The sequence below is a fragment of the Methylobacterium sp. UNC300MFChir4.1 genome, from assembly GCF_900110155.1.
In the GTDB taxonomy this organism is placed as follows: Bacteria; Pseudomonadota; Alphaproteobacteria; order Rhizobiales; family Beijerinckiaceae; genus Methylobacterium.
Genome location: NZ_FOCS01000018.1, coordinates 1 through 24,952 on the forward strand (window position 1 = coordinate 1; position 24,952 = coordinate 24,952).

The following is a 24,952-nucleotide window of genomic DNA, read 5'->3' on the forward strand; positions in this document are numbered from 1 at the left end:
GCGCTCGACCACGTGCTGTTCGTCGGGCCGCCGGGCCTGGGCAAGACCACGCTGGCGCAGATCGTGGCGCGCGAACTCGGCGTGAACTTCCGCTCGACCTCCGGGCCGGTGATCGCCAAGGCCGGGGATCTGGCCGCCCAGCTCACCAACCTGGAGGAGCGCGACGTCCTGTTCATCGACGAGATCCACCGGCTCAACCCGGCGGTCGAGGAGATCCTCTACCCGGCCATGGAGGATTACCAGCTCGACCTGATCATCGGCGAGGGCCCGGCGGCGCGCTCGGTCAAGATCGAGCTGCCGAAGTTCACGCTCGTTGGCGCCACGACGCGGGCGGGGCTGCTGACGACGCCGCTGCGCGACCGGTTCGGGATCCCGATCCGGCTGGAGTTCTACGAGATCGACGAGCTGGAGCAGATCGTGGCGCGCGGCGCGCGGGTGCTGGGTCTGGGCATGTCGGCGGAGGGCGCCAACGAGATCGCCCGTCGGGCGCGGGGCACGCCGCGGATCGCGGGGCGGCTCTTGCGGCGGGTGCGGGACTTCGCGGTGGTGGCGGAGGCCGAGACGGTGACGCGGGCGATCGCCGACCGGGCGCTGCAGCTCTTGGACGTGGACGGGGCGGGTCTCGACGTGATGGACCGCAAGTACCTAAGCCTGATCGCGCGCGCGTTCGGGGGCGGACCGGTGGGCATCGAGACGATCGGGGCGGCGCTGTCGGAGCCGCGGGACGCGATCGAGGACATCATCGAGCCCTACCTGATCCAGCGCGGCTTCGTGCAGCGCACACCCCGCGGACGCGTCCTCACCCGACACGCCTACCGGCATCTCGGCCTGCCGGAGCCGGAGCCGGCCCCGGTCGCCGCCTGAGCGCCGGCCGAATTGCCGGATCCCGTCACGGGCCCTAGCTTCCCTCGGCACAGCGGAGGCGCCCGCGATGATCGATCTCTACGCCTGGAACACCCCCAACGGCCGGAAGATCAGCGTGGCGCTGGAGGAGATGGCGCTGCCCTACCGGGTCATCCCGGTCGACATCACGCAAGGGGCGCAGCACGCGCCGGACTTCCTGGCGATCAGCCCGAACAACCGCATCCCCGCCATCGTCGATCCGGACGGGCCGGACGGGTCCCCGATCCCGGTGTTCGAGTCCGGCGCGATCCTGCTCTACCTCGCCGAGAAGACCGGCCGCTTCCTGCCCGAGGACCGGCGGCAGCGCGTCGCCGCCCTGGAATGGCTGATGTGGCAGATGGGCGGCTTCGGGCCGATGCCCGGCCAGGTCCACCACTTCCTGACCGTCGCGGAGGCCGACCGCGCCTACGGGCTCGCTCGCTACAGCAAGGAGACGCACCGGCTCTACGGCGTGCTGGACCGGCGCCTCGCGCAGGTCGCGTACGTCGCGGGACCGCTCTCGGTGGCGGATTTCGCGATCCTCGGCTGGGCGTGGCGCCACGAGCGCCACCAGGTCGACCTCGCCGATTACCCGCAGGTCCGGCGCTGGTACGACCGGATGATGGAGCGCCCCGCCGTGCAGCGGGGCTTCGCCGTCCCGCTGAGCTGAGGCGGGGCGCCCCCTGGTCCGGCGCTTGCGACGCCGGAATCCACCGTTCGGGGAGTGACGATGAGGCGACGCACCTTCCTGGCCGCGGGGGCCGCGGCCCTGGCGGCCCCCTCCGTCGGGCGGGCGCAGGGCGCCCGGGTCCTGCGCATGGTCCCCCAGGCGAACGTCACCTCCATCGATCCGATCTGGACGACGGCGATCGTGACCCGCAACCACGCCTACGTGGTCTACGACACGCTGTTCGGCCTCGACGCCGACCTGCGGCCGCAGCCGCAGATGGCGGCCGGCCTCAAGGTCGAGCAGGACGGGCGCCGGGTGACGATCCCCCTGCGCGCGGGCCTGCGCTTCCACGACGGCACGCCGGTCCTGGCGCGGGACTGCGTCGCCAGCATCCGGCGCTGGGCGGCCCGCAACGGCTTCGGCCAGACCCTGATGGCCGCCACCGACGAGCTCGCCCACGACGGCGACACCGACATCGTGTTCCGGTTGAAGGCACCGTTCCCGCTCCTGCCGCAGGCGCTGGCGAGTGTCAGCCAGCCGGCCTTCGTCATGCCCGAGCGGGTCGCCCAGACCGACCCGTACAAGCAGATCACCGACGCCACCGGCTCCGGGCCGTTCCGCTGGAAGGCCGACGAGTTCAACTCGGGCAGCCTGATGGTCTACGAGCGCCACCCCGGCTACGTGCCGGCGCCCGGCACACCGAGCCTGACGGCCGGCGGCAAGGTCGCCCATTTCGACCGGATCGAGTGGCGGATCATCGCCGACGGCGCCACCGCGGCGGCGGCCCTGCAGAACGGCGAGATCGACTGGTACGAGCAGCCGCCGCCCGAGCTCCAGCAGCTGCTCGCTCGCAACCGCGACATCGTGGTGGAGGGCCTCGACCGGCTCACCAACCCGGCGATCCTGCGGATGAACCACCTGCAGCCGCCCTTCGACGACGTCGCGGTGCGCCGGGCGGTGCTGCCGGCGATCGTCCAGAGCGACTTCATGGCGGCGATCGTCGGCGACGATCCCGGGGCCTACGACGACCGCTGCGGGATCTTCACGCCCGGCACACCGATGGCGAGCCAGGTCGGCCTGGAGGCACTCACCGGGCCGCGCAGCCTGGAGGCGGCCCGCGCGGCGCTCAGGGCCTCGGGCTACGACGGCGCGAAGATCCGGCTGATCGGCCCCACGGACCTGCTGGCGCCCGCGGCGCTGACCCAGGTCGCGGCCGACCTGCTCCCCCGGATCGGCTTCAACGTCGACCTGGCCCTGAGTGACTGGGGCACGGTGATCCAGCGGCGCGTCTCCCGCGAGCCCGTCGAGAAGGGCGGCTGGTCGGTGCTGCTCACCACCTTCTCGTCCTTCGACAACGCCGACCCCGCCGCCCTGCAGCCGCTCCGGGCCAGCGGGCCGAACGCGTGGTTCGGCTGGCCGTCGGTGCCGCGGCTGGAGGCGCTCCGGACCGCGTGGTTCGCGGCCTCCGACGCGGAGGCGCGCCGGGCGATCTGCGCCGACATGCAGCGGATCGCCCTCGAGGAGGTCGTGTTCGTGCCGGTCGGCTCCTACCGCTCGATGACGTCCTACCGGCGCGACCTCACGGGCCGCCTCCCGGGCTTCCCGATCCTCTGGAACCTCCGGCGCGCCTGAGGGCGCGGCTCCGCCTCGCGCCGGGGCCGCCTCAGGCCCTCCGGCGCACCGTGCCGGCCTCTGCCGCTGCCTCTGCCGCTACCTTCGCTTCCGCCGCGCCCTCGCGCTCCAGCCGCTCCAGCAGGTCGCCGAGGGGCATCGGGCGGCCGATGTGGTAGCCCTGGGCGTAGCGGCTGCCGTGCCGCCGCGCCACGTCGAGCTGCGCCTCCGTCTCGATCCCCTCGACGATCCCGTCGAGGCCGAGGTTGCGGCACAGGTCCAGGATCGTGGAGACGAGGCTGCAGCCCCGGTCGGTGTCGATGTCGGCCATGAAGCCGCGGTCGATCTTGATCTTGTCCAGCGGCAGGCGGTGGACGTAGCCCAGGCTGGAATAGCCGGTCCCGAAATCGTCGAGCGCGATCTTGATGCCCAGGCTGCGCAGGGTGGTGATGGCCGCCTTGGCGTGGTCGAAGTCGCGCATCAGGGCGGTCTCGGTCAGCTCGAGCGTCAGGCGGCGCGGGTCGATGCCGCTGCCCCGCACCGCCGCCAGGATCGACAGGACGGTCTCGGGCGAGGCGAGGTCGTGGGCGGACAGGTTGAAGGACAGGCCGGTCCCGGGCGGGAGCTGCGCGCAGTCGGCGAGCGCCTTGCGCAGGAGCAGCAGCGTCACCGTGTGGATCATGCCGCCGCGCTCGGCGGCCGCGATGAACCGGTCCGGCGCGACGCGGCCCAGCGTCGGGCTCGTCCAGCGCGCCAGACCCTCCACGAAGGCGGTCCGCCCCGTGGCGAGGTCGAGGACCGGCTGGTAGTGCAGCACCATCTCGGCGGCGAGGTCCGCCGTCCGCAAGGCCGTCTCCACCGCCTGCTCGGCGCGGATCGCGTCCTTGTGCTCCTGCGAGAACAGGGTCGTCGCGCCGCGCCGCTGCTCCTTGGAGTGGTAGAGCGCGTAGTCGGCGCGGTCGAACAGGGCGTCGGCGTCGTGCGAGACCCGGCAGGGCAGGGCGAGCCCGCCCGAGCAGCCGGTGACGACCTGGATGTCGCCGATCCGGATCGGCCGCTGCAGCGCCGTGCAGACGCCGTCGCAGAAGGCGAGCGCCGCCGCGGCCGAAGCCGGCGCGCGCAGGATCACGCCGAACTCGTCGCCCCCCAGCCGCGTCACCACCACGTCCGCCCCCGCGAAGGCCGCGAGGCGCCGGCCGGCCTCCGCCAGGACGCGGTCGCCGACATTGTGCCCGTAGGTGTCGTTGATCGGCTTGAACCGGTCGAGATCGAAGATCGCCAGGGCGAAGGGCGTGTCCGCCCCGGAGGACGACCGGAGCGCCTCGTCGAGCTTCTGGAAGAAGTAGCGCCGATTGGGGAGGCCGGTCAGGCTGTCGGTCTGGGCGAGGCGCGCGTTCTCCTCCGAGAGCCGGCTCGCCACGGCCTGGGACGCGACGAGGGCGACGAAGGCCCGGTAGTTGGTGTTGAGGATGCGGACCATCACGGCCGTGACGAAGGCCGTATTGGCCGCGATGGCGAGGAACACGTGGTTCCCGCTCGTCACGCAGCAGAACAGGAACACGCCCATGACGATGCCGGTGACCAGGAAGGCCGCCAGCGGCAGGTAGGTCAGGCAGAAGATGCAGGCGATCACCGTGACGGCCACGAAGATCGCGACGTGGCCCTGCTCGTAGGGGCCGCCGAACGTGTTCAGGACCATCGCCCAGATCACGAAGGCGACGGAGAAGAAGACCGTGAGCACCGTCGTCCGCCGCAGGTGGCGGGCGGCCTGCGCCTCGTTCAGGGTCTCGGGCCTCAAGCGCCACCAGTGAATCGCGCGCAGGAGGCACAGCGCGATCACGGTCCCCGGGATGCCGAGGGTCAGGTAGGCGGGCGCCAGACCGTAATGCGTCACCGCGAGGGCGCCGGCATTGACCGAGAGCAGTCCGTAGAGGGACGGGATATGCTTCTGCAGTTCCGCGAGCTGACGCATGGCCGTCAGACCCGGGGCGGATGCGGTCGACCTCCCGATCAATATCGAGAAAGGATATTTCGGACGGTTCATCGAAGCTGCGTATGAGAGATTGCCGTATTATTATACTCCTAACATTAAAGAGATACTTAAGCCGCGAGCTGTCACGGCGGTCGTCCACGGCTCTATTCCCCGCGCCGGAGCGCCGCATCGCGGCGCTCGGGATACAATCCGCCGGGCGGGCGAGCCGACGATTTACCGATTTCGTCCCAAGTTGAGCGGGAAGTGATCCGGTTCGACTTGTATCGAGGATCGTACAATTGCCTCGATGCTCCATCTGCTCTTCCAGGGACTGGTGGATGGAGGTCGGCCGGCCGCCTCGCGTGCCGTCGGCGCCGATTGCCCGGACAGGACATCCCGGCGATGATCGTCGTCGCGGCCGCGGCCGCGGGGCTCAGGAGAGGCCGATGAGAATCCGTGTCCGCGTCGCCCGGCTGGCGATCCTCGTCGGCGGGCTGCTGGTGGCCGCCGCGCCCGCGCAGGCCGAGACGATTGACGTGACCTTCGCCTGTCCGAACGGTCGGACGCTGGCCGTCACCTTCCTGAACGCCGCAGGGCCGGAGCGGGCGGTTGTCCGGCCGGACAACGGCGCCGCCGTCACCCTGCCGGTGCAGCTGAGCGGGTCGGGGTTCCGCTACGCCGACGCCACGCACGAGCTGCGGGGCAAGGGGCGGTCGGTCACGTGGACCGACGGCACCGGCACGCCGGTCACCTGCACCGACCGGACGCCGGCCGACGCCAAGCCGCGCTAGGCTGCCCGGGGGATGCTCGGGGGGGTTGCTCGGGGCGCGTGCCGGACCCTGGCCCGGCAGCGCCGGACCCGCTAGGAACCGCCCGTCCCGGAGATTGAGGCGTCCCGCCGCGCGTCGCCCGCGACGCGGAGACGTTCCTTGCCCTCGCCCGCGCCCCCGTCGCGCTTCGACGCCGTCCTCCTCGACCTCGACGGCACCCTCGTCGACAGCCTGGCCGATCTCCGGACGGCCCTGAACACCACCCTGGCGCGGGAGGGCCTGCCGCCGGTCGGGACCGCCGCGATGCGGGCCATGGTGGGCGACGGCGCGGTGGCGCTGCTGCGGCGCGCCCTGCGGGCCTCGGGCGGCGATCCGGAGCGGGCGCCGGACCTGCTCCCGGCCTTCCTGGCCGTGTACGAGCCGCTCGCGGCCGCCGGCACCGCCCTGTTCCCCAACGCCGCCGCGGCGGTCCGCGACCTCCGGGCGGCGGGCTACGCGCTGGCGATCGTCACCAACAAGCCGGCCCGCGCCACCGGCCTGATCCTCGACGCGGTGGGGCTGGCGCCGCTGATCGACACGGTCGTGGGCGGCGACACGCTGCCCGAGCGCAAGCCCGATCCCGCGCCGCTGCGGGAGGCCCTGCGTCGCCTGCGGGTCGAGCCCGGGCGGGCCGTCATGGTCGGCGACATGCACCACGATATCGCGGCCGCCCGCGCCGCCGGCACCGCCGCCATCCTGGCCCGCTACGGCTACGGGCGCCCGGACGACGCGCGGACCGCCGACGCCGTCCTGGACGACATCGGCGGCCTGCGGGCGATGATCGGGGCGCTGCCCGCGGGCGGCACCCCGGCCTCCTAGGGGACTCCTAGCGGCTTGCCGCGAGGTCGAGGCGGGCGGGGGCGCCCGGTGCCCCGGGCCTGCCGCTCGAGGACGGCGCGGGCGCTGTCGGCGAGGACGAGCCACGCGCCGGCCATGAGGGTGACGTCCTTGAGGACGAGACGGCCGGCGCCCGAGAGGTAGGGGAAGCCGTGCTCGGCGTCGCCGAGCGCGGCGACCCAGGCCTCGGGGGTGGTCACGAGGAACGACAGGGTCACCACCGGGGTGAGGAAGGCCAGCACCGCGCCGGCCAGACCCAGCCGCCGCGACACCAGCCCGACGAGGACGAGCAGGCCGATCAGCAGCTCGACCGTGCCGAGGCCGCGAGAGAACGCGTAGGTGTGGTTGGCCGTCTGCCACGCGCGGGCGGCGAGGTTGAGCTCGCCCTCGTGGGTGAGGTGCTGCGCGTACTGGTCGGGATGGGCGTAGAAGAACGCCATCACCGGGCTGTTGGCGACGAAGGGCGTGATGCTGTCGGCCTCGTAGGGCACGAACTTGAGCGCGCCGATCCAGAGGAAGATGACCGCGATGGCGACCCGTATGGCCTGGAGGCCGAGGCGGTTCGAGCCCGGCCCGGAGACGAGGCCGAGGACGCGGCGAACCTGCGTGTTCATGGCACGATTCCTTGCTCAATCGGATGGGGGGAGGGGCTACGCCTCGGCGGAGGCCGCGAAGGCGTCGAGCGCGCGGGTCGCGTAGACGACCGCGGCACCGGCATTGAGGCTGGTGGCGACCCCGAGGGCCTCGGCCAGTTCGGCCTAGGTGGCGCCGAGCTTGCGGGCGGCGTCGGTGTGGACCGTGATACAGCCGTCGCAGCGCAGGGAGATCGCCACCGCCACCGCGATCAGCTCACGGGTCTTGGCGTCGAGCTGGCCGGTCTTCTGGCCCGCCGTGCTGAGGGTGCCGTAGCCCCGCACCGTGTCGGGGCTGAGCTTGGCGAAGTGTCCGACGCCGGCGGTGACCTGCTGGCGGTAGCTGTTCCAATCGATCATGTGCATGACGACCTCCTTCGTGATGACGAGGAAGGTAGTCGGGGCCGGCCGCGCCCTCGATGACCGCGCGGCGCAGGCCGATGACCGGGCGGATCAAACCGCCTGCGGGGGCGCCTCGGCCTGCCGCGCCTGTCCGGGGCGGATCCCGTACTTGCGCAGGAACGCCCGGCTGAGCGCGGGCGCGGACTGGTAGCCGACCTCCGCGGCCAGACGGTCCAGCGGGACCGTCTCGGTGCGCAGGCGGTGATGGGCGAGCCCGAGCCGCAGGTCGGTGAGGAATTCCAGCGGGGCGACGCCCGCGGCGGCGCGGAAGGCGCGCACGAGGCTCGCCCGCGACGCGGCGGCCGTCGCGGCCAGTTCGTCAAGCGTCCAGGGATGCACCGGGTCGCGCACCATCGCGAGCACCGCCCGGGCGGTGAGCGGCTGCCCCAGGAGGTGCAGCAGGCCCTCGGCCGGGGCCGACGCCTCGAGATGCGCGCGGAGCATCATCATGAACAGCGCGCTCGCGAGGTTCTCGGCGACCGCGACCGACCCGGCGCGGAGGTCGTTCAGCTCCTCGCGGATGCCCGCCAGGAGCGGCGCGAACCGGGTGGCCAGGGGCTCGGTGCCGACGCTCAGGACGAGGAGGTCGGGCAGGGCGGTCACGATCAGGGTCTGGGGCGCCGCCTCGAAGGCCAGGCGGCCGCAGATCAGCTCGACGTCCGGCTCGGCCCCGACGGTGGTCTTGAACCGCAGATCGTGCGCGTGGCGGACCGCGACGGGCAGGGGCGTCGACGGCGGCGGCCCCGCGCCGTGGAACAGGTGCGCGTCGCCGCGCGGCAGGAGCAGGATGTCCCCGGCCGCGACCTGCAGCGGCGCGCCCCCGGGCCGCCGCAGCGTGGCGCGGCCGCGCGTCACGAGGTGGAAATAGGCCTGCCGCGTCGGCTCCGGCGCGTGCGGGGCGGCCCAGGCGCCGCCGAACCGGCAGACGTCGTCCAGGTGCGGCCGCACGCGCAGCAGCGGCGCGAGGCCGCTCAGCGGATCGTCGATTCCGGCGGTTCCGTGTGCGTCCGCGCGGCGCCCGATCGGTCCGGCCATGCTCCCCGCGCTCCGGAATGCCCTCCGGGCCCGGCATAAGGGCGCGCGGCGGCCCCGACCAGGGGTGTTCGTCCGCCGCGCCGGTTCAGCCCGCCGCGATGGCCTTCTCGACGAAGGCGGTCACGCCGGCGATGTAGCGCTGGATCGGGATCCCGCGCTTCCGGTGCTTGGCCCGCTTCACGTACCAGTCCTGCAGGAGCGGTTTGATCAGCGCGGCGGTGAGGTCGACGTCGGCGACCGCGAAGACGCCCGCCGCCGCGCCGCGGGCGAGGACTTCGGCGAAGATGCGCTCCGTGGCGGCCTCGCTCTCCGTCGCCATCGTCCGGGCGGGGGCCGGGAAGCCCTTCGCCTCCATGAACGCGAAGACGAACCAGGGCTGCATCGCCTCGGTCAGGCGGATATGGGTCTCGATCAGCCAGCGCAGATGCGCGGCCGGATCCGCCGCGAGCCCCGCCGGGGCCTGCCGCAGGACCGCCTCGGCCGTCTCGGCCACCTCGGTGAGGATCATCACCAGCAGCGTGTTCTTGTTGTCGAAGTACGAGTAGAGCCCGCCCATGCTGAGCCCCGAGGCCCGGGCGAGGTCGCGCAGGCTCGTCTCGTGGAAGCCCTGCCGGCTCGACAGCTTCAGCACCGCCTCGATGATCCGCGCGAGGTTGGCGACGGCGACATGGTCCTTCCGGACGCTGATCCGGTCCCGGTGCCGCGCCAGGATCCGCGCGCAGATCGCCTCGGTGGCGTAGGCGTCCTTCACCGGAAGGTGCGCCGGAAAGTTCGCCGGAAGAGCGTCTGCGGGGCTCATCGATCCATCGTCGCTCCGTCGTCGCGCCGTCGTCGTTTCGTCGTCGCGCCAGCCCGCGGTGGCCACGACCGGGAGCGGCTCCCGAGGTCTAGTCCGTTGCCAGGCGCGAATCCAGGCGATAAAAAGCGAGCGCTCGCTCGATTTTCGTCGTCGGCACCGACCCAGGAGGTGGGCCCGTGGATTTCACCATCTCCCCGCGCGTCGAGGATTACCGCGCCCGGATCGCGGCCTTCGTGGACGCGCACATCTTGCCGCTGGAGGCCGATCCGGCGGCCTATGACGGCCACGGCAACATCAGCCTCACCGAGCTGACGCGGCTGCGCGGACTCGCCCGCGCAGAGGGCCTGTGGTGCCTGCAGTTGCGGCCCGAGACCGGCGGCGCCGGGCTCGACAAGGTCGGCATGGCGGTCTGCTACGAGGCCATGAACCGCTCGATCTTCGGCCCGGTCGTGTTCAACTCGGCCGCGCCCGACGACGGCAACATGATGGTGCTGGAGAAGGTCGCGACCCCGGACCAGAAGGCGCGCTGGCTCGCGCCGATCGTGGAGGGGCGGGTCCGCTCGGCCTTCGCCATGACCGAGCCGCATCCCGGCGGCGGCTCCGATCCCGGCATGATCCAGACCCGGGCCGAGCGGCGGGGCGACGGCTACGTGGTCACCGGCCGCAAGTGGTACATCACCGGCGCCGAGGAGGCCGAGCACTTCATCCTGATGGCGCGCACCTCCGACGACGCGCGGAAAGGGCTGACCGCCTTCCTGTTCCACAGGGACCAGCCCGGCTGGCGGATCCTGCGCCGCATCCCGATCATGGGGCCGGAGGAGCATGGCGGCCACTGCGAGCTGCTGTTCGAGGGCCTGGAGATCCCGGCCGAGAACGTCCTGATGAACGAGGGCGACGGCCTGAAGCTCACCCAGATCCGCCTCGGGCCGGCGCGGCTGACCCACTGCATGCGCTGGCTCGGCCTGTCGAAGCGCTGCGTCGAGATCGCCCGGGCCTACGCGGCCGAGCGGCACGGCTTCGGGATCCGGCTGGCCGACCGGGAGAGCATCCAGCTGATGCTGGGCGACCTCGCGATGCGGATCGAGATCGGCCGCCTCCTGGTGATGAAGGCTGCCTGGGCCCTCGACCGGGGCAGCTTCGCCCGCAAGGAGGTGTCGATGGCCAAGGTCCACGTGGCCAACCTCCTGCACGCGGCCGCCGACACGGCGATCCAGATCAACGGCGCGCGGGGCTACTCCACCGACACGCCCCTCGAGTGGATCTACCGCTACGCCCGGCAGGCGCGCCTCGTGGACGGGGCCGACGAGGTCCACAAGATGGTCCTGAACCGCAATCTCGAGGCCGAGGGCGACGCCTTCTGGTCGTGGGACGTCGGGGCCTGAGCGTCGGGGCCTGAGCGGGGCCGACACCGTCCGCCCGCCGCGCGGGGCGCGTCGGCAGGCCGAGCCAGACAGGGAAGCCGAGAGGAAGCCGAGAGTATGACCGAGGTCGTGATCACAGGCGCGGTGCGCACCGCGATCGGCACGTTCGGCGGCGCGCTGGCCGGCACGCCGCCCTCCGTCCTCGCCGCACGCTGCGTCGCGGAAGCGCTGCGCCGCGCCGGGACCGCGCCCGAGACGGTCGGGCACGTGGTCCTCGGCAACGTCATCCCGACCGAGCCCCGGGACGCCTACATCGCCCGCGTCGCGGCGATGGAGGGCGGGATTCCCGAGGAGGTGCCGGCCATGACGGTCAACCGCCTCTGCGGCAGCGGCCTGCAGGCGATCGTCTCGGCCGCGCAGTCCATCCTGCTCGGCGACGCCGAGACGGCCGTGGCCGGCGGCGCCGAGAGCATGAGCCGCGCCCCCCACCTGCTGACCACCGGGCGGACCGGGTCGCGCATGGGCGACGCCGTGCTGGTCGACTACATGCTCGGCGCGCTGACCGACCCGTTCGGCAACGGCCACATGGGCGTCACCGCCGAGAACGTGGCCGCGCGCTACGCCGTCCCCCGCGACGCGCAGGACGCCTTCGCGGCCGAGAGCCAGGCCCGCGCCGCGCGGGCGATCCGCGAGGGCCGGTTCCGCGACCAGATCCTGCCGATCGAGGTCCAGCGCCGGCGCGAGACGGTGGCCTTCGACACCGACGAGCACCCGAAGGCCACGACCGCCGAGGACCTCGCCAAGCTGCGCCCGGCCTTCTCCAAGACCGGCAGTGTCACGGCCGGCAACGCCTCGGGGCTGAACGACGGCGCGGCGGCCCTCGTCCTGTCGAGCGCCGCGCGGGCCGCGCGCGACGGCGCGACGCCGCTCGCACGGATCGTCGGCTACGCCCACGCCGGCGTGGACCCGTCCGAGATGGGCATGGGCCCGGTGCCGGCGGTGCGGCGGCTGCTGGAGCGGACCGGCCTGCGGGCGGCGGATTTCGACGTCGTCGAGTCGAACGAGGCCTTCGCGGCGCAGGCCTGCGCGGTCTCCCGCGCCCTCAACCTCGATCCCGACAGGGTCAACCCAAACGGCGGCGCCATCGCCCTCGGTCACCCGATCGGCGCCACGGGGGCGATCATCACCGTCAAGGCCCTCTACGAGCTGGCCCGGACCGGCGGCCGCTACGGGCTCGTGACCATGTGCATCGGCGGCGGCCAGGGGATCGCCATGGCCCTCGAGCGCGTCCCGTGACGCGGCCCTGAGGCACCATGCTGGACGCGGATCAGAGGACGGCGCTCTGCGCCTGGATCGGCCGGACCCTGGAGGCCGGGTCGGTCGCGCTCGACGACGCCCGGCCGCTGACCGGCGGCTCGATCCAGGAGAACTGGATGCTGTCGTGCCGGGTCGACGGCGCGCCCCGGAGCTTCGTCCTGCGCAAGGACGCGGCCGCCACCATCGCGTCGAGCCGCTCGCGGGCGGAGGAGTTCCGGATCCTGCGCGCCGCCTTCGCGGCCGGCGTGCGGGTGCCGGAGCCGGTCGGCTTCTGCGCGGATCCGGGGGTGGTCGGGGCGCCCTTCGCGCTGATGGGCCTCGTCTCCGGGATCGGGCTGGGGCCGCGGGTGGTCAAGGACACGAGCCTCGGCGGCGACCGCGCGGCCTTGGCCGAGCGGCTCGGCCGCGAGCTCGCCCGGACGCACGGCATCCTGCCGGCGGCCGGCCCGGGAACCGCCCCGGCGGACGACCTCGCCTTCCTCGGCGCGCCCGAGCCGGAGCCGGCCCTGGCCGAGATCCGCGCGCTCCGGGCGAGTCTCGACGGGATCGGCGCCGCGCGCCCGGCCCTCGAATGGGGCCTGCGCTGGGCCGAGCTCCACGCGCCGCCCTGTCCCCGGCCGGTCCTGGTCCACCGCGACTTCCGCACCGGCAACTACATGGTCGATGCCGAGGGCCTGACGGCGATCCTCGACTGGGAATTCGCCGGCTGGGGCGACCCGGTCCAGGATATCGGCTGGTTCTGCGCCGCCTGCTGGCGCTTCGGCCGGCCCGACCTGGAGGCCGGCGGCATCGCCCCGCGGGCCGCCTTCTACCGCGGCTACGAGGCCGAGAGCGGGCGCGCGATCGAGCCGGAGGCGGTGCGCTACTGGGAGGTCATGGCGCATCTGCGCTGGGCGGTGATCGCCCTGGAGCAGGGCCACCGCCACGTCTCCGGTCAGGAGACGTCGCTGGAGCTGGCGCTGACCGGCCGGATGGTCCCCGAACTCGAGGCCGCGATCCTGCGCGAGACCGCGCCCGAGCGGTGGGGAGCCCGATGAGCGAATCCTTCTGGGACGCGCCCGCGGGCGCCGCCCTCCTGTCGGTCGCCCGGCAGAGCCTCCTCGACGAGGTGGCGCCGGCCCTGTCGGGGCGCCAGCGCTACGTCCTGCTGATGGCCGCCAACGCGATGGGCGTGGTCACGCGGGAGATCGCGCAGGCGGGCGCGGCGGCCGGGGCCTGGGAGCGGGCGCTGGGCGGCGCCGGATCGCCGGCCGAGCTGGTCGCGGCGATCCGCGCCGGCCGGCGCGACGGGGACGCGGCGCTCCACGCCGCGCTCGTCGAGACGACACGGATCGCCGCCGGCATCTGGAAGGCCCCGGGCTAGCGATCCCGGGCTCCGGATCCGGGCGTCAGTAGGTGCGGCCGGTGCCCCGGCGCCGGTCGTAGCGGCGCCCGAGATAGGCGATGAGCTTCGGCACGATGAAGGCCGTCAGGAGCTTGCGCAGCATCGGTAAACCCTCCGTCAGCGGGTGCGGCGGACGAGCCATCCCGCCGCGAAAGCGACGGCGGCCAGGCCCAGCAGGGTGTTGGTGCGGTTGGCGTCGGCCGTGCGGATCGCCTGCCGGCCGTAATCGGCGCCGCGGCGGCGCGCGTCCCGGGCGCGGTCCCGGCCCTCGTCGATCAGGTGGTCGGCCCGTCTCCGGGCGGCCTCGGCCAGATGGCGGCTATCCTCCGCCAAATCCTCCGCGAGGTCCTCCGCGCGGTCGCGGGCGCGGCCGTAGGCGTACTGCGCGCCGCCGGCCACTTGGTTGACGGCGCCGCGCACCTGCCGGCCCGGGTCACCGGTCAGGCCGCCCAGGGCGGTCTGGGCTCGGCCCTTGAGGTGGCGGGACGCGCCGCGGATCTGGTCGCGGTTCATGCAGCTCTCCTGGTGTCGGGGAATGGAGCCCCGCCTCGGCGGGGGCGGCGGCGCCGGGGAGCCGGCGCCGCGGGACGGGCTCAGTGCTTGCCGGTGATCTTGTCGGCGACGGACTTGGCGCCGTCCTTGACGTCGCCGACGGTCTTCTGCGCCTCGCCCTTCAGCTCCTGCGCCTTGCCCTCGGCCACCAGCTTGTCGTTGCCCGTCGCCTTGCCGGCCGCCTGCTTGACGTTGCCCACCGCCTCGTTGGCCAGGCCCTTGATCTTGTCGGTCGTGCTGCTCATCGCGTGTGCTCCTGCTTCGCTGGTGAGGCCGGTCTCCCCGGCCGGTGGTGGCCCCCGCGATCGACGCGGGGGCCGGTGAAGGTGTCAGAGGGAGGTGTCAGACGCGCCGGGTCTCGTAGGCGCCGAGCAGGGTCGCGGGCTTGGGCGCACCCATCCGGCCGCCGACATACGCCGCCAGCGCACCCAGGATCAGCGCCAGCGCGGCGTAGAACGCGCCCTGCGTGGCCGCCGACTTCGCCGTCACGGCAGCGGCCTCGGCCTTCTGCTTGGCGCTGGCCACCGCCTGCTCGTACTGCTTCTGGTAGTCGTCGATCTGCGCCTTGGCCTGATCCGGCGTGATGCCCTGCGCCTTGGCCAGGGCGTCGGCGGCGCGGGTCTTGGCCTGCTCCTTCTGGGCCGGGTCACCGGTCAGGACGGCCTTCACCGCCGCCACGGCCGCGTCCTTGGCGGCCTGCGGGTCCTGGCCGGCGGCCTGCTGACGGACCTTGTCCTCGATGCCGTCGAGCGGGTTCGAGATCTTCGACAGCGACGGCGCCGCCGCCTGGGCGGCGGTCTGCACCGTGCCGCCGACGAGGTTGCCGGCGCCGCCGAGCGCGCTCGAGACCGTGCCGAGCGTGCCGCCGACCAGGCCGCTGGCGGCCGAGGTCAGCATGTACAGCACCACCAGGGTGGTGACCGCCCAGGAGACCAGCCCGTGCAGGGCGGCCGCGCCCGGAAGGGCCTTGCCCGAGAGCCGCCCGGCGATGAGGCCGCCGGCCAGCGAGGCGACGAGGCCCGAGGCGACGAACCACGCGCCCGCGCCCATGGAGACGGTGGAGGCGGAGGGATTGTCGGCGGCGGTCGTGCCGACCGAGGCCAGCCCGACGCCGACGCCGACGAGGTTGATGATCACCTGGGTGACCAGCGCGGTCACGGCGCCGGCGAAGATGGCGCCCCAGGAGACTTGGTTGAGCAGGACGGCGCGCGTGTCGGCGTGCGCGTCCGGCGCGAGGGGCGTTGCAACGGTCTGGATGGTGGTCACGCTGTCACTCCGGTGGTGGATCGCTGAAATTCGTGGGGCCGCCGGCCCCCGGAAGGCCCGGAAGGCCCGGGGGTTGCCGGGACGCGGCTCAGTCGCGGCTCAGTCGCGGCTCAATCGCGGCGGGCGCTGACGAGCAGGCCGAGGCCGAAGCCCGCGATGCCGGCGATGAGCAGGGCGGCGAGCGGGTACTCGGCGACCTGCTGGCCGACCTCGCGGGTGCCGCGGCGCAGGGCGTGGCTGCCGCGCGCGTAGGCGTCCTCGGCGTAGTCGTACGCCTCCTCGGCGGCGTGGCGGACGCCGCGCTCGGCGCGGGCGTACTGATCCTGCGCGGCGCCCTGGGCGCGGCGGGCGCGGGCCTCGACGTCGTCGGCCCCGAGATCGTCGACGGCGTCGCGGACCCGACCACCGAGGTCGCGGGCCGCGTCGGCCACGTGGTCGGCCGCGTCGCGCACGGTGTCCTTGGCCTGGCCGTAGAGGGTCTCGGCCTGTCCGGCGGCCTCGCGGGCGCGGCCCTCGACCGAGTCCCGCCGCGAGCCGGTCAGGTCGCCGAACGCGCCCTGCACCTTGCCGCCGAGTTCCCGGGCCGCGCCCGTGATCCGATTGGTATCAACCATGTCGTTCTCCTTCGTCGTCGCGTCGGCGACCGCCTCCGCGATCGCGCTCGTGGTGGGGGCGCCTCACCGTGAGGCGCCGGGTGACGTCCGTCAGCGCGGGCCGGAGCCCGCGGGCCCGGAGCCGGCCTTCGATCCGGGCGCGTCGCGCTTCTGGCGCCGGCCCTCGGTCTCCGTCCGGGCATCGCCGGTCAGCTTGCCGATGGCCTCCTTCACCGAGCCCTTGAGGTGCTCGGCGGATGGTGTCTTCCTGTCTTCGGTCATGGGCGCCTCGTCATGCGTGAGAAAACCCTTGCCGAGCGGAAGATGTACGCCGGGCGCGCCGGATCAATGGTTTGGTTGTACCAGTATGTCGGTATTCATCCGTCAGAGATGTTCAGGGGAAAGCCGTTCTCGCGCCCCCAGACGACTGCCTCGCTGCGCTTGTGGATGCCGATCTTGCGGTACAGTGCGGCGCCGTGATTGCGCACCGTGTTGCGCGACAGCCCGAGCTTGCGCGCGATCGCGTCGTCGCCGAGCCCCGCGCAGATCAGGTTGAGGATCTGGCGCTCGCGCACGGTCAGGTTCGGCGCCGCCGCGTCGCCGCCCTCCCGGGCCGGCCGGCGCAGGTTCGCCAGCTTCTCGATCAGCCCGCGGCTGAACCACGACGTGTCGGCCATCACCGTCTCGATCGCGTCGAACAGCTCCCGCTCGGAGTGCTTGCGCTCGGTGATGTCCTGCAGCACCAGCAGAACGAAGGCCGTCTCGTTGATCTCGACCCGCTCGGCCGAGACCAGGCAGTCGAGGTTCGCGCCGCTCTCGTGGCGCAGGCACACCTCGAGACCCAGCACGTAGCCCTGCCGCTCCAGGGCGGCCTCGACCTGCAGGCGCTGCTTCTCGGCGACCCACAGGCCGGCCTCCTCCAGCGAGCGGCCGACGACGCGGTCCCCGCCCAGGCCGAAGACCCGGCTGAACGCCTCGTTCACGCCCGTGACCTGGCCGTCCTCGGCCCGCACCAGCACGGTCGGGATCGGCGTCAGCCTGAACGCCTTGGCGAAGCGCTCCTCGCTCTGGCGCAGGGCGGCCTCGGCCTTCCGGCGCAGTTCCAGGTCCGCGAAGGTGAACAGCATGCAGGGCTCGTCGCCCATCTCGATCGGCTGCCCGGCGACGATCACGAAGCGGCTCCCGCCGTCGGGCAGGTCGAGGCAGGCCTCCATCTGCGGGATCGTGCCGCCCGCATTGAGCCGCGCGACGGCGAGGTCGCGGTTGCGCGCGCTGGCCAGGACGTCGACCTCGTAGACGCTGCGGCCGATGACGGCGTCGCGGGTGTGGCCGGTCATCTCCAGGAAGCCGTGATTGACCTTAACGTGGCGCAGGTCGGACAGCCGCGTGATCACGGCCGGGGCCGGGTTGGCGTTGAACGTGCGCTCGAACCGCTCCTCGGCCTCGAACTGGTCGGAGACGTCCTTCAGGATCAGCGCGAGGCAGCTCGGGTTGCCGTCGCGGTCCGTGGCCACGAGGCTGCGCAGCGAGTGCACGAAGTCCATGTCGGGCTTGTCGGCCCGCCGCACCTCGACCACCACGTCGTGGAAGCGCTCGCCAGCGATCACGCGCTCGATCGGGTACTGGTTGGGCGTGATGTGGTTGCGGTATCGGAGGCAGAAGCGGTCGCGATAGGCGTCGACGGTGGAGCCGAGCTCGTCGAGGCTCTCGGCACCGTGCATCGCCAGGGCGGCCGCGTTGGCGTAGGCGATGGTCTGGTCGGGCTCGACCAGGATCACGCCCTCGCTCAGGCCGGCGATGATCTGCCGGAGCTCATGCCTGTCGACGCCCGCCGTCACAGCTTCTGCACCCCTTCACGCGGTCACTGCCCTGTCGGCAGCGGGGCACAAACGGGTTGCGCACAAGCCGGTTCCCTCATCTAAGTTATTTTCCTGGTATACGCGCACCATTGACGCGGGCGTTTTGAGCCAAAGATAAATGCTCGCAACGCCGCGACGCCGTTCCCGCGCGCTCTCGGCCCCCCTTCCCAGAAGACGTGGCCATGCCGACCGTGCAGGATATTGACCCACTAGTGCGGGGGCCCGCGGAACACGGGGACGTGACCTCCGCCCCGGGTGCGACATCATGTACGAGTCGGCGCGAGAATTTTCCAGAAGTTGCAGAACTTGAGAAAACTTCGCGTCTAAGACGCCTCCTCGACCGCCTGTCGGAGGCCGCGGACGCCGCGGAGGCCGAAGGGCAGGTCCCGGTCGGCTTCGGGGCGGCGCTGGTCGACGCCGTGCCGGACCTGCGCCGCCGCGCGCTGACGCTGACCCGCGACGCCATCGCGGGCGATGTCCAGGGGGACGACCTCGTCCGGCTCACCCTCCTGAAGGCCTGGGAGCGCCGGGCGGCGTTCCGGCCCGGAACCGGGATGCCCGCATGGCTCGACACGTTCCTGCGCAGCCGCCCCGCGGGCGGCCGCGCCGGGCCGACCGGCCTGTCGCGGAACGGCGTGTCTGCCGGGATGGCCCGCTGAGACATGTCGGCGCGTGGCATCCCGCGGAGCCGGTAAGAAACACGGCGTACTGGTAAAAATATCTCATTCCCACGAATGTGTTAGGCCCCATATCGCGGTCGTGGAACGCGCCGTGCGCCGTCGGGCGCCGCCGGGTTCCGCGCCCCTTTTCCGAGGTTGTGCCGGGCGGATGGCCCTCTTGTCCGGCACGGCCGCGAGGCCGGGCGCCCGCGCCGCTCCGGGCGCGCGTCCGGCCCGTTGCCCTTTCACCCCGTGCTCCGGCTCCCGACGCTCCGTCGGGCGACCGCACCGACTGACGGTCCGCCCGCGCGCCGTGCCGCGCGACGGATCCGCCCGGCACGGAGGAATCCCATCCGAGATCCGAGACCATCACTGAGGAGACGATGACCCGACTTCGCGCCGCACGGCTCGCGCCCGCCCTGATCCTGACCGCCTGCACGACCGTCTGCGCCGCGACGGGAGCCTCCGCGGCCAACCGGTTCGACGGGTCATGGTCGGTCATCGCCGACGCGGAGAGCGGGAGCTGCACGGGGCCCTACAGCTATCCCATCGTGATCCGGGACGGGACCGTGGACGACGTCGGCGGCAACGGCGTCGACGCCTCCGGCCGGGCCGGGCCGGACGGCCGGATCACCGGCACGATCCGCAAGGGGCTGGCCAGCGTCTCGGTCACGGGCCGCCTGCGCGGGTCCGCCGGGACCGGCCGCTGGACGCTGTCCGGGCTCGGTGCCTGCGCGGGGCGCTGGACGGCCCGCCGCACCGGCTAGGGAGAGCGGGCGGTCGACCCCTTTCCGGCCCCTTTCCGGCCGAGGCGCGGCGGTCACACGGTCAGGACGGCCCAGCCGTGGGCCGGAAGGGTCACGCGGGCGCCGGTGCTGCCGGCCTCGGCGAGATCGCCGGTGCCGGCCTCGATCGCCCGGGCTCCCGGCACCGGCAGCGTCGCGTCCGCGTCGGCGAGGTTCAGGGTCGTCAGCACCCGCGCGCTCCCGTCGCCCAGCGCGAGCACGATCTGCGCGTTGGCGAGGTGCAGCGCCCGCGCCCGCGCGCGGTGGAGTCCGGCGTGGCGCCGCCGGAGGGCGATCAGGTCCCGGTGCAGCCGGTAGATCGGCCAGCCGTAGGGAGCGAGATCCGCGGGCGTCGGCGGGAAGGCCGGCCGGATGGCGTCGTCGCCGCCGACCCGCTCCTCCTTCACGCCGCGGAAGGCCTGCTCGTCGCCGGCGTAGATCGAGGGCGTCCCGCCGCAGGTCAGCAGGATCGCCAGCGCATGCGGCAGGTGCCGCTCGTCGGTGAGCCGGCTCGCGATGCGCGTCACGTCGTGGTTGCCCACGAAGGTCAGGGGCGCGAACCTGTCGAGAAGGCCGTTGTGCCGGTCCAGGGCGTGGGCCAGCTCGAACAGGTTGCGATCGTTGAGGGCGCTCCAGATCGCCTTCCAGAGCTCGTACTGGGTCACCGAATCCATGCCGGTGTCCTGCACGATGCGGGCGTAGTCGCCGTGGATCACCTCGCCGACGATGTAGGCCTCCGGATGCGCGAGGCGGACCTGCCGCAGCACGCGCGCCCAGAAGCGCGGCGGCACCGCGTAGGCCGCGTCCAGCCGCCAGCCGTCGGCGCCCCGGGCGAGCCAGTGGCCCATGACGGCGGCGACGTGGTCAGCGACGCGCGGGTCGTCGTGGTTGAGCGTGACGAGCTGCCGGTGTCCCTCGAAGCAGGCGTAGTCCGGCTCGATGCCCGGGCCGGAGCCCCGCGGCCAGGACAGCCGGAACCAGCCGGCCCGCTCGGATTCGGGCCCGTGCCGCAGGACGTCCTGGAAGGCCGGGTGCGCCCGCCCGACATGGTTGAACACGCCGTCGAGCAGGACGCGGAGGCCGCGGGCCCGGGCCGCCGCGACCAGGGCGTCGAAATCGGCCTCGTCGCCGAGGCGCGGGTCGATGCGGAAATGGTCGATCGTGTCGTAGCCGTGCGTGGAGGCCGCGAAGATCGGCCCGAGCGCCAGCCCGGACGCGCCGAGCTCGACCGCGTAGTCGAGCCAGCCGTGCAGGTGGGCGAGGCGGTGCGTGACCGGTGCGGCCGGATCGGCTTCGTCGGGGGCTCCGACGAAGCCGAGGGGAAAGACCTGCCACCAGACTGCCTGTTCGATCCAGGACGCCACGCGACCTCCTCCGTCTCCGATCGGGACCGAACCCTGCCGCGCCGCGATGGTTGCAGGCTCGCCGCCGGCCCGGACGCGGCCTCGGCTCGCGGCGGGGGATCCCCGGGCAGCCCGGACCAAGATCTGGGGCGGGGCGCGGTCACGGGTCGGGATGTGGGATCGGGCAGGTGGCGCGGGGCGGGAAGAGTTCCCGCGGACCGGCGCTAAGTCCCGGCCGCGCCAGCGCTATCGCTGCGGAACCGGGACGCTGTCTTGTCACCAGGAAAGCCTGGTGGAGCTGAGGGGATTCGAACCCCTGACCTCCGCAGTGCGATTGCGGCGCTCTCCCATCTGAGCTACAGCCCCGTCGAGGCGCCGGCCTTGTAGGCGCGGGCGGCTCAGCCTGTCAATTCCCTGTTTCAACGTCGCCCGCCGCGCGCCGCTCCGGCGCTGGGGTGCGGGCGGCCCGAAGGATACGCGCGGACCCGCATGAACGCCCTGATCTGGCTCTTCGACACGGTCGTCCAGCTTTTCATCTACGTCCTCATCGCAAGCGCGGTTCTCAGCTGGCTCGTCGCGTTCAACGTGGTGAACGTGCGCAACCCGATCGTCGCGCAGATCGGCGAGGTGCTCTACCGGCTGACCGAGCCGGTGCTGCGGCCGATCCGCAACCTGCTGCCCAATCTCGGGGGCGTCGACATCTCGCCGATCATCCTCATCTTGCTGCTGCTGTTCATCAGCCGTCTGCTGCATGAATACGCCGTGCCCGCAGCTTACGTTTACACGCAGTAGGGTCGAACGCCCGTGAAGACGAATCCTGGCCGCTTCTTCGAGGATTTCCGCCTCGGCGAGACCATCCGCCACGCCACCCCGCGCACCGTGACGGTGGGCGACGTGGCGCTGTACACGGGCCTCTACGGGCCGCGCTTCGCCGTGCAGTCGTCGGACGCCTTCGCCCGGGCCATCGGCTACCCGAAGAGCCCGCTCGACGACCTGCTCACCTTCCACATGGTGTTCGGCAAGACCGTCCCGGACGTCTCCCTCAACGCGCTGGCCAATCTCGGCTACGCCGAGGGCGGGTTCCGGCGGCCGGTCTATCCGGGCGAGACGCTCTCCACCGTGTCGGAGGTGATCGGCCTCAAGGAGAGCTCGAACCGGCAGACCGGCGTGGTCTACGTCCGCTCGGTGGGCTCCGACGAGCGCGGCGAGACCGTGCTGAGCTATTGCCGCTGGGTGCTCGTGCGCAAGCGCGACCCCGAGGCGGCGATCGCCGAGGAGCACGTGCCGAGCCTCGCCAAGGTGGTCGACCCGCAGGACCTCGCGGGCGCCCTGCCGAAGCTCTCGGCCGCCGCCTACGACACCGACCTCGCCGGCAGCCCGCACCGCTTCGCGGATTACGCGGTGGGTGAGAAGATCGACCACGTCGACGGCATGACCGTCGAGGAGGCCGAGCACCAGATCGCCACGCGCCTGTTCCAGAACACCGCCAAGGTGCATTTCGACGGGCTGGCCGCCAAGGACACCCGCTTCGGCCGGCGCCTGATCTACGGCGGCCACGTGATCTCGCTGGCGCGGGCGCTGAGCTTCAACGGGCTCGGCAACGCCTTCGCCCTCGCGGGCATCAACGCCGGCCGCCACGTGGCGCCGCTCTTCGCCGGCGACACGGTCTATGCCTGGAGCGAGGTGCTGGCGACCGCCGATGTCGGCCGCGACGATGTCGGGCTCCTGCGCCTGCGCACGGTTGCCACCAAGAACCAGCCCTGCGGCGCCTTCCCGGACCGCGCCGGCGACGGCTACGACCCGGCGGTGATCCTCGACCTCGACTACTGGGCGTTCGTGCCGAAATAGGCGGCCGCGCCCCGGACGGCACCGCTCGGCGAGGCCGGCGGGGGCGCGCCTCAGCGGATCCCGCCGCCGACCACGCCCGCCTCGACCGCCAGCGACAGGCGGTCCGTGACCGCCCACTCGACGCCCACGCCGGCCACCGGCCGGACCGCGATGTCCTGGCGCGCGAACGCCAGCGACCCCGGGGTCGGCCCGACGCGCAGCGTCTGGTGCAGGGCCAGGGCGCCGGTCTTGGCGTAGACCAGCACGTCCGGCGCGACGAGGGTGCCGACCTTCACCTCCAGGGATCCGGCGAAGTCGTTGGAATAGGCGAGCCGCCCGTAGCCCGGCGTGAGGTTGCCGCCGAGGCCGGCGAGATAGTCGAACCCGCCGCTGATGCCGTAGAGGATCGGGCCCTCCTGCCACATCCGGCCGCCCTCGAACCCGATCGTCGGTCCCGAATAGCTGCCGAGATGCCGGGACGTGCTGACCGCGTAGCCGGTCGACAGGCGGGCGTAGGAGCCGGTCCAGCGGCCATATGCGTCCTCGGGCATCTGCGGCCACGCGAAGGAGGGCAGCGGCGCGAAGCCGATGGACGGCCAGAACAGCGCCTGGGCGGCGGCGGGACCGGCCGGGAGCCAGCAGGCCCCGAGCACGAGGCCGGCCGCGAGGCGGCGGAACGGACGGGAATCGGCGCGTCTGCTCATGCCGCCATCCTACCCGAAGGCACCGGATCGCGACAGGCTTGGCCGGGGTCGCCCGCGGGATCGTGCGCGCCCCGCCCGCCGCTGACCGGGCGCCGCGGTAGGGCGGCCGACCGCCGCGGCGCCGGGCGCTCAGATTTTTCCGTCGAGGCCCATCTGGTAGTATTTGTGGGTGATCTTGTCCTGGTTCTCGAGGAGCCAGTCGATCGAGGGCTCGTTGGTCATGGCCTTGCGGATCGCCTCGGTCATGCCCCGGCGCTGGATGTCGAACAGGGCCTTGTGGTCGACGTGCTGGGCCTCGATGACGCCGGGGCTGAGCCAGACCGAGCAGATGATGCCGAGGTCGTTGGCCTTGTGCTTGGGGATGTAGCCGGCGCGCACGGCGTCCAGCACGCCGTTGGCGATGGCGAACTGGACGGTGCCCATCAGGATCGAGGTGTACTTGCTCTCGGTGACGCTGACCTTGGACACGCACAGGGTGACCGGGCGGACCATGATGTCGGTGTTGAGCAGGGCGAAGACGCGGCTGTGGCCGACGACCTGATCGCCGGTCAGCGTGGCCAGGGCGGTGCCGACCGGCCCGTCGAGCTCGCCGATGATGACCTCGGGCTCGGAGGCGGTGTTGGGCGGCCCGCCCGCGACCAGGGCCTCGCCGGCCCGCAGGATGATGCGCTCGTTCATGCTGTCCCTCGTGGCGGTCGGGCGATCCGGCTCTGCCCGACGGCGCGGCTCCTAACACCGGCCCGCCGCGCCTGTCGACGCGGGCGGGCGCACGCCACCGGCTGCGGCTCCGCGGCGCGGGAGGAGGGGCGGCCGGAGGGGGGCGGCCGTCGCGGCCGCCCGCCCGGTCAGTCGCGCACGATGACCTTGGTGCCGACGCGGACCCGGTCGTAGAGGTCGGTCACGTCCTTGTTGGTCATGCGGATGCAGCCGGACGAGACCGCCGCGCCCATCGTCTCGGGCTCGTTCGAGCCGTGGATGCGGTAGAGCGACGAGCCGAGATAGAGGGCGCGGGCGCCCAGCGGGTTGTCCTGGCCGCCGGCCATGTAGCGCGGCAGGTCGGGGCGGCGGGCCAGCATCTGCTGCGGCGGGCGCCAGTCCGGCCACTCCTTCTTCATGGTGACGGTCTTGGTGCCGGACCACGAGAAGCCCTGCCGCCCGACGCCCACGCCGTAGCGGACCGCCGCGCCGCCGCCGAGCACGTAGTAGAGCCGGCGCTGGCGGGTCGAGACCACGATGGTGCCGGGCTTCTCCTTGCCGGTCCACGCCACCGTCTCGCGCGGGATCGCCTGGCTGCGGAAGATGTTGAGGAAGTCCGCGATCGGACCCCTGTCCAGCGGGTTGGCGGCCGCCGCCGGGGCGCTCCCGAGCAGCAGGCCCGCGAGCCCGAGTAGCGCGATCCGTCTCGCCATGGTCTTCCGTCCTCCGTTCGTCGCGGCGCGGTTCTTCGCGGATCTCGGCGGGTCTTCGCAGATCTCGGCCGGGCCCGCGCGGAACCCCTGCGCGCATGGGGCGAGCCGGCCCGGACTTCACGGCAAGGTTGAGGCCGGCCCGCCGGTATGGCCACTTCCGGGCGCAGCTGTGTGCTGCGCGCAACACTGGGCGGGTGGCGCGACGCCGTGGGTGATTGCGCGCGGCGACAGCCGTGCTTATCTC

Annotated in this window: 27 protein-coding genes, 1 tRNA gene and 1 pseudogene; 13 read left to right on the plus strand and 16 right to left on the minus strand. The window is 72.8% G+C overall.

Annotated elements, in window-relative coordinates; genetic code table 11:
* The 3 genes from ruvB to BMY19_RS21450 all read left to right on the plus strand — a co-directional run.
* Nucleotides 1–864: Holliday junction branch migration DNA helicase RuvB (gene ruvB, locus BMY19_RS21440; RefSeq protein WP_100252877.1), on the plus strand; the 864-nt coding region annotated here is incomplete at its 5' end.
* A gap of 67 nt (nt 865–931) precedes the next feature.
* Nucleotides 932–1,552 (plus strand): glutathione S-transferase N-terminal domain-containing protein, encoded by a 621-nt coding sequence (locus BMY19_RS21445; RefSeq protein ID WP_091981476.1) that lies wholly within the window; start codon nt 932–934, stop codon nt 1,550–1,552.
* A gap of 60 nt (nt 1,553–1,612) precedes the next feature.
* The gene (locus tag BMY19_RS21450) at nt 1,613–3,184 is read left to right on the plus strand and encodes an ABC transporter substrate-binding protein (RefSeq protein WP_100252932.1); all 1,572 of its coding nucleotides are present in this window, start codon (nt 1,613–1,615) and stop codon (nt 3,182–3,184) included.
* Between the two features lie 31 nt (nt 3,185–3,215).
* Here the strand turns inward: BMY19_RS21450 and BMY19_RS21455 are convergent, their stop codons facing one another.
* On the minus strand, nt 3,216–5,135 hold the full coding sequence (locus BMY19_RS21455; protein ID WP_244534971.1) for a putative bifunctional diguanylate cyclase/phosphodiesterase: 1,920 nt from the start codon (nt 5,133–5,135) through the stop codon (nt 3,216–3,218).
* 446 nt (nt 5,136–5,581) lie between these two features.
* On the opposite strand from BMY19_RS21455, the gene BMY19_RS21460 reads away from it, so the two are divergent.
* Both BMY19_RS21460 and gph read left to right on the plus strand, forming a co-directional pair.
* On the plus strand, nt 5,582–5,926 hold the full coding sequence (locus tag BMY19_RS21460) for an MliC family protein (RefSeq protein WP_100252879.1): 345 nt from the start codon (nt 5,582–5,584) through the stop codon (nt 5,924–5,926).
* A gap of 138 nt (nt 5,927–6,064) precedes the next feature.
* Nucleotides 6,065–6,763, plus strand: a complete 699-nt coding sequence (gene gph, locus BMY19_RS21465) for a phosphoglycolate phosphatase (protein ID WP_100252880.1) — start codon at nt 6,065–6,067, stop codon at nt 6,761–6,763.
* On the opposite strand, the gene rclC is transcribed toward gph, so the two are convergent.
* The 4 genes and pseudogenes from rclC to BMY19_RS21485 form a co-directional block, all read right to left on the minus strand.
* The gene (gene rclC, locus BMY19_RS21470; RefSeq protein WP_100252881.1) at nt 6,760–7,395 is read right to left on the minus strand and encodes a reactive chlorine resistance membrane protein RclC; all 636 of its coding nucleotides are present in this window, start codon (nt 7,393–7,395) and stop codon (nt 6,760–6,762) included. The two genes, gph and rclC, sit on opposite strands and share 4 nt — an antisense overlap.
* A 36-nt stretch (nt 7,396–7,431) precedes the next feature.
* Nucleotides 7,432–7,779, minus strand: a pseudogene (locus tag BMY19_RS21475) (carboxymuconolactone decarboxylase family protein).
* Nucleotides 7,780–7,866: 87 nt separating this feature from the next.
* The gene (locus BMY19_RS21480; RefSeq protein WP_100252882.1) at nt 7,867–8,850 is read right to left on the minus strand and encodes a cupin domain-containing protein; all 984 of its coding nucleotides are present in this window, start codon (nt 8,848–8,850) and stop codon (nt 7,867–7,869) included.
* An 85-nt stretch (nt 8,851–8,935) separates the two neighbouring features.
* Nucleotides 8,936–9,649, minus strand: a complete 714-nt coding sequence (locus BMY19_RS21485; protein ID WP_051123804.1) for a TetR/AcrR family transcriptional regulator — start codon at nt 9,647–9,649, stop codon at nt 8,936–8,938.
* A gap of 176 nt (nt 9,650–9,825) precedes the next feature.
* Here BMY19_RS21485 and BMY19_RS21490 point away from each other — a divergent pair, with 176 nt between their 5' ends.
* The 4 genes from BMY19_RS21490 to BMY19_RS21505 all read left to right on the plus strand — a co-directional run bounded on the left by BMY19_RS21490 (nt 9,826) and on the right by BMY19_RS21505 (nt 13,690).
* Nucleotides 9,826–11,031 (plus strand): acyl-CoA dehydrogenase family protein, encoded by a 1,206-nt coding sequence (locus BMY19_RS21490; RefSeq protein ID WP_100252883.1) that lies wholly within the window; start codon nt 9,826–9,828, stop codon nt 11,029–11,031.
* Nucleotides 11,032–11,127: 96 nt separating this feature from the next.
* The gene (gene bktB, locus BMY19_RS21495) at nt 11,128–12,306 is read left to right on the plus strand and encodes a beta-ketothiolase BktB (protein WP_100252884.1); all 1,179 of its coding nucleotides are present in this window, start codon (nt 11,128–11,130) and stop codon (nt 12,304–12,306) included.
* 17 nt (nt 12,307–12,323) lie between these two features.
* Nucleotides 12,324–13,364 (plus strand): phosphotransferase family protein, encoded by a 1,041-nt coding sequence (locus BMY19_RS21500; RefSeq protein WP_100252885.1) that lies wholly within the window; start codon nt 12,324–12,326, stop codon nt 13,362–13,364.
* Nucleotides 13,361–13,690 carry a DUF6285 domain-containing protein gene (locus tag BMY19_RS21505; RefSeq protein WP_100252886.1) on the plus strand — a complete coding sequence of 110 codons (330 nt, stop codon included), beginning with the start codon at nt 13,361–13,363 and terminating at the stop codon, nt 13,688–13,690. Before BMY19_RS21500 ends, BMY19_RS21505 begins: the two co-directional genes overlap by 4 nt.
* Nucleotides 13,691–13,828: 138 nt before the next feature.
* Here BMY19_RS21505 and BMY19_RS21510 read toward each other — a convergent pair whose 3' ends face one another.
* The 6 genes from BMY19_RS21510 to BMY19_RS21535 form a co-directional block, all read right to left on the minus strand.
* Nucleotides 13,829–14,224 (minus strand): CsbD family protein, encoded by a 396-nt coding sequence (locus BMY19_RS21510; RefSeq protein WP_100252887.1) that lies wholly within the window; start codon nt 14,222–14,224, stop codon nt 13,829–13,831.
* Between the two features lie 80 nt (nt 14,225–14,304).
* On the minus strand, nt 14,305–14,508 hold the full coding sequence (locus BMY19_RS21515; protein ID WP_020096305.1) for a CsbD family protein: 204 nt from the start codon (nt 14,506–14,508) through the stop codon (nt 14,305–14,307).
* 97 nt (nt 14,509–14,605) lie between these two features.
* The gene (locus BMY19_RS21520) at nt 14,606–15,529 is read right to left on the minus strand and encodes a hypothetical protein (protein ID WP_020096304.1); all 924 of its coding nucleotides are present in this window, start codon (nt 15,527–15,529) and stop codon (nt 14,606–14,608) included.
* 110 nt (nt 15,530–15,639) lie between these two features.
* Nucleotides 15,640–16,143, minus strand: coding sequence for a CsbD family protein (locus tag BMY19_RS21525; protein ID WP_091683262.1), 504 nt, complete (start codon nt 16,141–16,143; stop codon nt 15,640–15,642).
* 90 nt (nt 16,144–16,233) lie between these two features.
* Nucleotides 16,234–16,404, minus strand: a complete 171-nt coding sequence (locus BMY19_RS21530) for a CsbD family protein (protein WP_020096302.1) — start codon at nt 16,402–16,404, stop codon at nt 16,234–16,236.
* 95 nt (nt 16,405–16,499) lie between these two features.
* Nucleotides 16,500–17,960: a helix-turn-helix transcriptional regulator gene (locus BMY19_RS21535; protein WP_100252888.1), complete on the minus strand. Its 1,461-nt coding sequence runs from the start codon at nt 17,958–17,960 to the stop codon at nt 16,500–16,502.
* Between the two features lie 260 nt (nt 17,961–18,220).
* Here BMY19_RS21535 and BMY19_RS21540 point away from each other — a divergent pair, with 260 nt between their 5' ends.
* Entirely contained in the window at nt 18,221–18,640 is a 420-nt protein-coding gene (locus BMY19_RS21540) for an RNA polymerase subunit sigma-70 (protein ID WP_244534972.1), read from the plus strand.
* 383 nt (nt 18,641–19,023) lie between these two features.
* Nucleotides 19,024–19,407 (plus strand): hypothetical protein, encoded by a 384-nt coding sequence (locus tag BMY19_RS21545; RefSeq protein ID WP_100252889.1) that lies wholly within the window; start codon nt 19,024–19,026, stop codon nt 19,405–19,407.
* Between the two features lie 53 nt (nt 19,408–19,460).
* Here BMY19_RS21545 and BMY19_RS21550 read toward each other — a convergent pair whose 3' ends face one another.
* Together BMY19_RS21550 and BMY19_RS21555 are read right to left on the minus strand one after the other, a co-directional pair.
* On the minus strand, nt 19,461–20,789 hold the full coding sequence (locus BMY19_RS21550; protein WP_100252890.1) for an alpha-amylase family glycosyl hydrolase: 1,329 nt from the start codon (nt 20,787–20,789) through the stop codon (nt 19,461–19,463).
* A gap of 269 nt (nt 20,790–21,058) precedes the next feature.
* Nucleotides 21,059–21,134 (minus strand) — tRNA-Ala (locus BMY19_RS21555).
* A 123-nt stretch (nt 21,135–21,257) separates the two neighbouring features.
* On the opposite strand from BMY19_RS21555, the gene BMY19_RS21560 reads away from it, so the two are divergent.
* Nucleotides 21,258–21,560 (plus strand): YggT family protein, encoded by a 303-nt coding sequence (locus tag BMY19_RS21560; protein WP_020091350.1) that lies wholly within the window; start codon nt 21,258–21,260, stop codon nt 21,558–21,560.
* A gap of 12 nt (nt 21,561–21,572) precedes the next feature.
* The gene (locus BMY19_RS21565; protein WP_043353002.1) at nt 21,573–22,616 is read left to right on the plus strand and encodes a MaoC family dehydratase; all 1,044 of its coding nucleotides are present in this window, start codon (nt 21,573–21,575) and stop codon (nt 22,614–22,616) included.
* Nucleotides 22,617–22,666: 50 nt separating this feature from the next.
* Here BMY19_RS21565 and BMY19_RS21570 read toward each other — a convergent pair whose 3' ends face one another.
* From BMY19_RS21570 to BMY19_RS21580, 3 genes are all read right to left on the minus strand, one after another.
* Nucleotides 22,667–23,299: an outer membrane protein gene (locus BMY19_RS21570; RefSeq protein ID WP_100252891.1), complete on the minus strand. Its 633-nt coding sequence runs from the start codon at nt 23,297–23,299 to the stop codon at nt 22,667–22,669.
* A 129-nt stretch (nt 23,300–23,428) separates the two neighbouring features.
* Nucleotides 23,429–23,977 (minus strand): formaldehyde-activating enzyme, encoded by a 549-nt coding sequence (locus BMY19_RS21575; protein ID WP_012321386.1) that lies wholly within the window; start codon nt 23,975–23,977, stop codon nt 23,429–23,431.
* 167 nt (nt 23,978–24,144) lie between these two features.
* Nucleotides 24,145–24,708 carry a L,D-transpeptidase gene (locus BMY19_RS21580; RefSeq protein WP_020091347.1) on the minus strand — a complete coding sequence of 188 codons (564 nt, stop codon included), beginning with the start codon at nt 24,706–24,708 and terminating at the stop codon, nt 24,145–24,147.
* Nucleotides 24,709–24,952 lie beyond the last annotated feature (244 nt).